The organism is Microseira wollei NIES-4236 (assembly GCF_020521235.1).
In the GTDB taxonomy this organism is placed as follows: domain Bacteria; phylum Cyanobacteriota; class Cyanobacteriia; order Cyanobacteriales; family Aerosakkonemataceae; genus Microseira; species Microseira wollei.
Genome location: NZ_BLAY01000279.1, coordinates 1 through 8380, shown reverse-complemented (window position 1 = coordinate 8380; position 8380 = coordinate 1). Strand labels below are relative to the sequence as shown.

7 protein-coding genes are annotated in these 8380 nt (G+C 44.3%); all 7 read right to left on the bottom strand.

Going from position 1 to position 8380, the window contains the following annotated elements; all coding sequences use genetic code 11:
• Positions 1-32 precede the first annotated feature (32 nt).
• On the bottom strand, positions 33-860 hold the full coding sequence (locus MiSe_RS45625; protein ID WP_226593432.1) for an NACHT domain-containing protein: 828 nt from the start codon (positions 858-860) through the stop codon (positions 33-35).
• 176 nt (positions 861-1036) lie between these two features.
• Positions 1037-1516 carry a GNAT family N-acetyltransferase gene (locus MiSe_RS45620; protein WP_444980632.1) on the bottom strand — a complete coding sequence of 160 codons (480 nt, stop codon included), beginning with the start codon at positions 1514-1516 and terminating at the stop codon, positions 1037-1039.
• 266 nt (positions 1517-1782) lie between these two features.
• Positions 1783-2343 (bottom strand): type IV pilin-like G/H family protein, encoded by a 561-nt coding sequence (locus MiSe_RS45615; RefSeq protein ID WP_226593426.1) that lies wholly within the window; start codon positions 2341-2343, stop codon positions 1783-1785.
• 313 nt (positions 2344-2656) lie between these two features.
• Positions 2657-6241, bottom strand: coding sequence for a WD40 domain-containing protein (locus tag MiSe_RS45610; RefSeq protein ID WP_226593424.1), 3585 nt, complete (start codon positions 6239-6241; stop codon positions 2657-2659).
• A 603-nt stretch (positions 6242-6844) separates the two neighbouring features.
• The gene (locus MiSe_RS45605) at positions 6845-7291 is read right to left on the bottom strand and encodes an ester cyclase (protein ID WP_226593430.1); all 447 of its coding nucleotides are present in this window, start codon (positions 7289-7291) and stop codon (positions 6845-6847) included.
• Positions 7292-7311: 20 nt separating this feature from the next.
• Entirely contained in the window at positions 7312-7830 is a 519-nt protein-coding gene (locus MiSe_RS45600) for an OsmC family protein (RefSeq protein WP_226593422.1), read from the bottom strand.
• 83 nt (positions 7831-7913) lie between these two features.
• Positions 7914-8144 carry a hypothetical protein gene (locus MiSe_RS45595; RefSeq protein WP_226593420.1) on the bottom strand — a complete coding sequence of 77 codons (231 nt, stop codon included), beginning with the start codon at positions 8142-8144 and terminating at the stop codon, positions 7914-7916.
• Positions 8145-8380: the final 236 nt, after the last annotated feature.

Here is an 8380-nt window from a genome sequence, read left to right as displayed (position 1 = left end):
CTCATTCTCCCTCGGAGCGGTCAAGGGCACAGTCAGGAAATGTTAACCAGATAGCTATTGAAGGGCGAAAAGTTAACTTTAACTCCTGGCCTGATTCTCCGTCTCTTTAGAGCGGAGAGCGGCTCAATGAAGATCATCCACACCATCAGCGGTGTTTGCCCAAAATCTCTGGTGCGATCGCACAGTTCCTGGATCTGCTTTTGGTCTTGACCGGGCAGACGACTTTGAAAAAATGCTTTAACCTTCGGAGAACTCAGCGGTTGGAGTTCAAGTTTACGCTCAATCCCAACATCACTCACAAAATCCCGCGTAGTGACAATAAGTGGCATCTGGCGCTGACAGAAATTCTTAAATTCGGCTCTGGTTGGTTCACTCGGCAACTCATTAAATCCATCCGCCAGCAGCAAAAGTCGCTGTTCTGCTATCAGTCGCTTGATATCCGGGATTTCGAGGTAAAGGTTATGATTTTCTAACGCCGTTTGGAGCAGTCCCCAAATTCCCGATTCCCTGTAAAGCTTTAACTCTACCAACACAGGAATGGGAAGCTCTGGATTTTTTATAGCCTGTTGCGCTGCATCGCTCATTACCCGTGCCAACAGTGTCGATTTTCCCGCCCCTGGACTGGCCGCAATCAAAATTTTCTCGTGGGCATAATCGCGAATAGCTGCCAAAACAGGCTGGGTTTTTTCGGTAGGCTTTTCCCCCGGTTTGATGGGCTTTTCTTGGGTTTTGCTGTCTAGCTCAAACTCAAACCAGGTCGAGTCGTCAATTTCATCGATGAACCCATACGCTTTCCACCACTGTGCATAATGGTTACAGAGCGATCGCAGATAGGCAGAAAAATCCACTGGAGTCGTCATAGCGTTCAACGGTTCTACTCCATGCTACGCGATCGCCAAATTTTCACGCTCCTGAAACAAAGACACCTCTGATTAAAGATAACTGCTGAAAATGGCTGGTAACTCTACTCCGATGTTTTTACCATGCCAATGCGATCGCACTACAGATAGGCCGATCGTTTTCCATCCCTGGGGATCTAGAGCTTTTTGAAGTATCTGGCAACCGGGAACAGCCCGAAGCCTAGCTTTTCATAGGTGCGACGTGCTGGGGCATGACCGGGATCGCCTCCAGTCTCGACCATAGCAACAGACATTCCAGCATCTTTCATCCAATCAAGCGCGAATTCCATCAGAGCTGTGCCAATGCCTTGACCTTGAAAGTCTGGATCGACAGCGACCATGTAGATTTCACCCATGCTGCTTTCCGAGTGTAGTTTCACGGCTACAAAGCCGACCGTTGAACCAGCGGCGATCGCAACCCACACATTTGTGTCGTCCGCAGCACAGACACTCTCGACCGCCTTTTGCTGGCTCACACGCCAATTATCGGGATAGAATGCTCGGTAAACGTCAGCGTCCATCGCGTTCTGAATCGAATCAAACACCGGAGTCCATGCTCGCAGCGAAAGACGAATGACTGCATCAAGTTGATGAGCGTCGTAAGGTTCAATCCGTATTTCCATATTGAACAGACTTAACCATTGAAAATGGCTGATAACTGAGCTAAGGGTAGGGTGCGTTAGCCGAGAGTACGGCACCGACGGGAGACTATAAAAACAACAAATAATCTTACAATTAGGACTTATACAGTGACAATGTATACAATTAATGGTGCCGTACTCTTGGCTAACGCACCCTACAAACTGTCACTAAGTTCTAATTCCCGGAAATTTTAATTTCAAATCTGATTTCATAAACACCTCCTCAAGAGAACAAAAAACTTTTATTTAACATCCTGAAAATCAGCTCCATTACATTTTACCTCTCTAAATGTAAACGTAATTGAACCAGCGGAAGGTGGCAGTCCTGGAACTTTGCTTTCACACAATACCGTCGCAGTCGTGTATTTGGTTGTTCCGGGTGTTTCAATTTTACCTACACCTCCTGCATATGCAAAAAGTTGCGAACGAAGTGGAGGCTTAGCTAAGTTGACAACCCCCACTCCTACTACACTTACAACATCATATGTATAGTTAACGGTTGCTGTTTTTATACTAAGACCACTGAACTTTTGGAAGTCACCCATAGTCTTTAAAAATTGGTTATTTCTGAGGTAATAAGCTTGCTGAGCCGCATTCATTGCCATCAGGGTTTGCCTTGCTTCTGCTTGTGCTGCTTTAATGTTTAATTGACTCAAGTAAGAAGGCAAGGCGATCGCAGGCAGAATACCAATTATAGCGATGATAATGGTGCTAACCACTAGCAGATTAATCTGCCTTGAATTCTCGTTATTTATATACTGATTGAAAGATTGCAGAAACTTGAGTTTTAAATCGGCTTTCATAGAAAATATTTCATCAAGCTACCAATAATATCATGTCCGGTAGCAACGGTTGTGTAACTGCTAATAGCTAATCGCTAATGGCTAATGTCAGGAAAAATACTATATTAGCAATTAGCAATTAGCAATTAGCCATCCATACACTACCGATCTCTCGCGGACATGATATAATTCATTAAACATTATACAGTATTCTCAACAGTTTCAAACATATTTGAGTATTAGACTTCTGCAAAAAACAAACTCAAAGGCAGGCAGGATGCCTACCCCACAAGAGTTTTTGCAGAGGTCTATTAGACATTATCGACCAGGCATTCTACTTGGGTATTTTCACCATTCCAATCTGATCGCACAAATGTCGATCATCCTCTTTTACACTCGCACTATTCCTCAAATAATCCCTCACCCAATCGCAACCCCGCGCTAATAACGCCTCTGAACCTAAATCTAAATTCAAATTCCACAGAATCACTTTACCAATAGAATCTGACGAAGCAAGGATGCGACCATCGGGACTGAAACTGACGCTTTTAACTCCAGAACCTTGACCGCCAAGAGTTTGCAATACTTCTCCCTCAAGGTTCCATAATTTAACTGTCATGTCTTCACTTGCCGTTGCAATAACTTTGCCATCAGGACTAAAAATTACCGCATTCACTTCACCTTGATGACCGCGAAGTGCAATCAATTCTTCTCCCTGAAGGTTCCAAAGTTTGACTGTTTTATCTTTACTAGCAGTGGCAATTATCTGACCATCGGGACTCCAAGCTACCGCTTGTATTCCCGCTTCATGTCCTCGCAAGGTTGCCAATTCTTCACCTTGCCGATTCCAAAGTTTAGCAGTTCCATCTTCACTTGCAGTGGCGATAATTTGACCATCGGGACTGAAACGAATGCTCCAAAGTCCAGCTTGATGTCCGCGCAATGTTAATAGTTCTTTGCCAGAAAGACTCCACAATTTAGCAGTTGTATCCCAACTCGCGCTAGCAATTGTTTGACCGTCGGGACTAAAACTAACGCTTCTCACATCCGCTTCATGTCCTTTAAAAGTTGCCAGTTCTTTACCTGTCAAATTCCAAAGTTTGACCGTCTTATCTCGACTCGCAGTCGCAACTAAGCGTCCATCTGGACTAAATTGAAGACTTCTGACGGTATCTTGATGACCTCGCAGCGCCGCCTGTTCCTGTCCTTGGCGATTCCAAAGTTTGGAAGTCATATATCGACCCGTTGTACCGAGAATTTGACCATCGGGACTGAAAACCACACCCCAAATCGCTTCCTCTCCTTCAGTATCGCTCCAAGTGACAGCTTTGTAACCCAAATCTGACCCTTCTAAGTTCCAAAGTCTCACCGTTTCATCTTCACCACTACTCGCAAGAGTTTGTCCGTCGCGAGCGAAATTTACACCCCAAACTGCATCGGTATGTCCGCGCAAAATTTGTTGTTGTTCGCCTTTGCGGTTCCAAATTCTGACTGTTTTATCTAAACTTGCAGTCGCAAGGGTTTGACCGTCGCGACTAAAAACGACGCCGGTAACTGTATCTTCATGACCTGGCAAGGTTAGTAATTCTTCTCCGTCTAAATTCCAAACTTTCGCGGTTTTATCCCGACTGGCAGTGGCAATTGTTTTGCCATCCCGACTGATATTAACATACATTACCCAATTGCTATGTCCGCGAAACGTTCGCAAGTTCCTGCCATCTAAACTCCAAAGTTTAGCCGTCCCGTCGCGACTCGCAGTTGCAATGCTTTTTCCGTCGGGATTAAAACTAATAGCAAGAACTGGTGCATTATGGGTATCAAAAGACTGCAATTCCTCACCCGCCAAGTTCCAAAGCTTCATCTTTCCGTTCCATTCCATCGAGGCAATTGTCTTGCCATCAGGACTCCAACCTACACAAGCAACCCAATCTTTATGACCCCGAAAAGTCACTAATTCTCGACCATCTTCAACGCGCCAAACTTTAACGGTTTTATCACGACTGGAAGTAGCAAGCATTTTGCCATCAAGACTAAAATTAGTACTCCAAACTGCATCTGTATGACCCTGCAAAGTCTGTAAAAGTTGTCCATCTCGTCGCCAAATTTTGACGGTTTTGTCCCAACTTGCAGTCGCAAAAAGATTACCGTTGGGACTGAATTTCACCCGCGTGACTAAATCTCCGTGACCGACTAAACGGTTGCGTTCTCGCACCCAATAGAGGGACTGTCTGAGTGTCTTTTCTACTCGCACTTTTAGGTCATTATCCGCATTGTTCCAACCTATTTGGTTTAATTTGATACCCGCTTTGAGACTTTCGAGCAAAGCATCTAAGGTTTGATGGGATTCAAAAGCCGCTTCTGATGAGAGAGTCAGCGCTTTAACTTCACCAAAGGCCACTTGTTGTTTTTGTTGCGCGGTTTGCCATGCTAGCACCGCCGACAATCCCAAAAGGGTAACTGCGCCTAAAGAAAGCATCGAGATTAATATTAGTCCGCGTCGAATGGTTTGTCTGGCTTTTTGTTCGGCTTCTGCTAGGATTTGATTTGCTCGTTCTGAGACTTCTAAAGCATTTTGCACTTCGCGTTTATCCAAGGCTTCGCTAGCAGCTAAAAATCGATAATCTTGGTTGCTTAAATTATTGCCTTTTGCCCAATTTTGTGCATCTTTAAGCGCTTGTCCGCGCAAGAGACAGTTTTCATCTTGATAGTCAGAAGCAACCCAAGCGTTGATTAAATCGGCATAGGGGCGCAATTTCTTTAATTGCTTTTCTACCCATTCTTGGGTAAACACTTCCTGATAGATGCGGTTATAAACTCGCAAGCTACCCTGTTGCTTGACGACTAATCCTGATAAAAGTAATTCGATTTTTTCGGGGGAATCATCGGCTGGAACGCCATTATTTTGTAATATTTGCTGGTATAATCCTAGCAATCGGCTGGCGCGTTGTTCGTTGTTGAGGATGCGTTCGCGTATCGTCCGCAGATGAGGCGGTTCGTCTTGTGCAGCCCAGTTTTCGATAATGTGCGCTCGCGCAATACCAGCCACCTGTTCCGCAACTTCCCCATGCTGGGTCAGCACCTCCCGCACCAACTTGTTGAGGTAAGGAAATTCCGTATTGGGAATTGGGAATTGGGAAACATTTCCCGTCCCCCCATCTTTACTTTCAGCTACCAACTGACATAGCTTTTGAGTCAGAAATGGTTGTCCCCCAGTCCAAGATAAAACTTCTTTGAGTACTGCTTCGGGATTATCTACCTTATCGACTAATCCTCTTTCTAATGGTTCAACTTCTGGCAATTGAAATCCATCCAATTGAATCGCGCGACCAATATTAAAAGGCGTTCTGGTTTTATCTGCAATCAAATCCGAAGGCGTTGCTACTCCCAATAAAGCAAAAGTCAGATATTTCTGTTCGTGACAAGCTCGAAGTAGGGAGAAAAAATCATCGGTATTAAAGGGTAAACTAATAGTGCTGTCAATTTCATCGAAAAAAATTGCAATCGGTTGCTCGATTAACTCAGGCAATACCGCTTCAAACAATTCACCCAAACGACCAACGGGGGATAAATCTTGTCGTTCCGCTAACCACTGACGCACGTTAATTTGGTTTGCAAGTCGGAAACTCCGCACCAGTCGCATAATAATATCCGCATACCACTGATCCGGAGTTGTATTGCGGTTACCAATTCCAGATAAATCAACAGTCGTGCAAGCAATTCCATCTGCTTGCAATCGCTTCGCCACTTGCACCCGCAGACTAGATTTCCCCATCTGACGGGAATTGAGGACATAACAAAACTCACCCGCTTTTAAAGCATTGTAAAGTTCTTCATCCGCTTGCCGTACCACATAGCTGGGTGCATCAACGGGGAGACGACCACCCACTTGATATTCGTAAGATAAAATCAGTTTTTCCATCGGGGAAATCCTGCTGCGGGTGAAAGACCAGGTGATAGTAAATTAACGCAAGTTGCTAGTTATAAACTTCGGTGTTGCTAATTGCAAGCTTGCTAATATAGGATTTTTACTGACATTAGCCATTAGCCATTAGCCATTAGCCATTAGCTGCTATGTCTGAGATAACTAGCAACTTGAGTTAAATTATATCGTTAATTTACAACGGCATCCGAAAAATTGCCGCAAAATCCGCTAGCGAAAAAGAACGACTCTCGGTGGGATGATGTGAGAGCGATGCTTGCCAGATAAGGATTAGAGATATGTTAACGAGCCTACTTAAGACGGCGGCTGTAACTAAAGTACTATTGAGATTAGACCCTGACTTGTTGTTCATCTCGATTGCCTCGCAGTTGCGAATGTTCTTTTTATAGAATTTGGCAATCGATCTGTCGATACAGAAAAGTTAAGGAGTTTGAGGAGGAGTGGAACTTAACTTTTCATAAATATTTTCACCCCACGCCTTGATTCAGTCCCCTGCAACAGGGTTGTTAGACATTTATCTCAACTTTCTGGCTATAAGATCGCAACCAAATAACTGTTCAATAGTCCGGTGCATCGGCGTTGTTAGGCGGGTGGATTAAAGTGACCAAGTTGTTTTAGTGCGTTCAAATTGTCCCACGCTGCCCACGCTTCCACGATTTGATTTTCCTGTACCCGATAGATGGCAATGTAATCTGCTGTCAGTTTCTTCCCACTCGGCGGATACGATCCCATCCAACCTTGTTGGGTTCCCTGGAATCGTTGCCGTACTGCTACTTTATCCGCTTCGGCAAGCATTTCTTCGATACTTTCTTTTGCATCAGGAAATGTTTCTATTTCTCTGCGGAGAAATGCTTTAAGTTCATCTCGATTACAGATTCCAGGTTCACCAGCAGCGTGGCTATGTCGCAGGAAGTTGGGGGCAACCAATTGAGCGAGTTTGTCCCAGTTTTGTTCGTTGATTGCGTCAACAAACTCTCGAATGATATCCTTATGAAAATCGGTTCTCGCTTTGTCGTTGTTCTGAATCATATGGGTCACTGTTACTGTTTTCAATTCAGAGGAATAATTGGTAAATTATGATGCTGCGTCCCTTGCGCGTGCGGTCGGCATATCGCTTCCACAATAATTTCGGTTTTTACTGAATTTGCCAGGAAACAGCTATGATGGGCTTCAGAGTGCATTTCCTCAATCTGCTTGTCGGTGGGCAAGTTATTCCCAGAAAAGATCGCCTGTGGACGCAGATAAATTTTGCCGATCGCTAGCTTTCCAGCTTCATTTTTCTCCATTAAACCAATCGCGCGATCGCTATAGCTATCAACGATAAACTTCCTTTTGGCTGCAATAGAAAGAAACCAAAGCATGTGACAGCTTGATAGAGCAGCAATAAAAGCTTCTTCTGGGTCAATACAGTCAGAATTAGAATAGGGCACGGGAACAATATCTGGCGAGGAAGAAGCAGGAATCTCTGCTCCTCCGTCAAATTGCCAAATATGTTCGCGACTGTATTTGTTATCTGTGAACTTTGCTTGGTTACGCTGCCATTGAACGATTGCAGTATGCTCAGACATTGCCAGTTTCTCGGTACGCTACTTTAATTTTAGTTTAAGACATTCAATCAAATGTGGACAACGGTTGAGCTAACTTTAACGGCTTAGATATGGCGCTTAAAATAGGCGACAACCCCATAAACGCTAGTCTTTCCACCTCCTAATGGAGCTACTGTAACAAGCTCCCATTGCTGTTGTGCCATGTGATTCAAAAAATCTGTCCAATATTTCCCCCTCCACTCGAAAACTTCCTCGCCCTGTATACGGATCCACTCAATTTCCTGAGTCCATCCTCTGCCTACCCAAGCATAGGCAACGCTGCAATATTCAACCATTTATGTATCTCCGTTTTAGTTTCTAGATTGACCAATGCCAAGTTTAAATTCATGAGATTTACTCTCTATTTCGCATTTCTAACGGGACTCATATTCCGCTTTTTTGCCGCACAAATGCAGCCATTTTCCACCACAGCGTTTGCGGGGTAGGGAACATCTAAAAGCTTTGAGTTAGCGTCAAAATTTACTGATGTTCCCTACCAATATTGATCGCACTTACGCAAACAACAACTCTG

Bases quoted from the DNA above. Each gene is read 5' to 3' on its own strand.
- MiSe_RS45625 (WP_226593432.1), bottom strand. From the start codon at position 860: ATGACGACTCCAGTGGATTTTTCTGCCTATCTGCGATCGCTCTGTAAC.
- MiSe_RS45615 (WP_226593426.1), bottom strand. From the start codon at position 2,343: ATGAAAGCCGATTTAAAACTCAAGTTTCTGCAATCTTTCAATCAGTAT.
- MiSe_RS45610 (WP_226593424.1), bottom strand. From the start codon at position 6,241: ATGGAAAAACTGATTTTATCTTACGAATATCAAGTGGGTGGTCGTCTC.
- MiSe_RS45605 (WP_226593430.1), bottom strand. From the start codon at position 7,291: ATGATTCAGAACAACGACAAAGCGAGAACCGATTTTCATAAGGATATC.
- MiSe_RS45600 (WP_226593422.1), bottom strand. From the start codon at position 7,830: ATGTCTGAGCATACTGCAATCGTTCAATGGCAGCGTAACCAAGCAAAG.
- MiSe_RS45595 (WP_226593420.1), bottom strand. From the start codon at position 8,144: ATGGTTGAATATTGCAGCGTTGCCTATGCTTGGGTAGGCAGAGGATGG.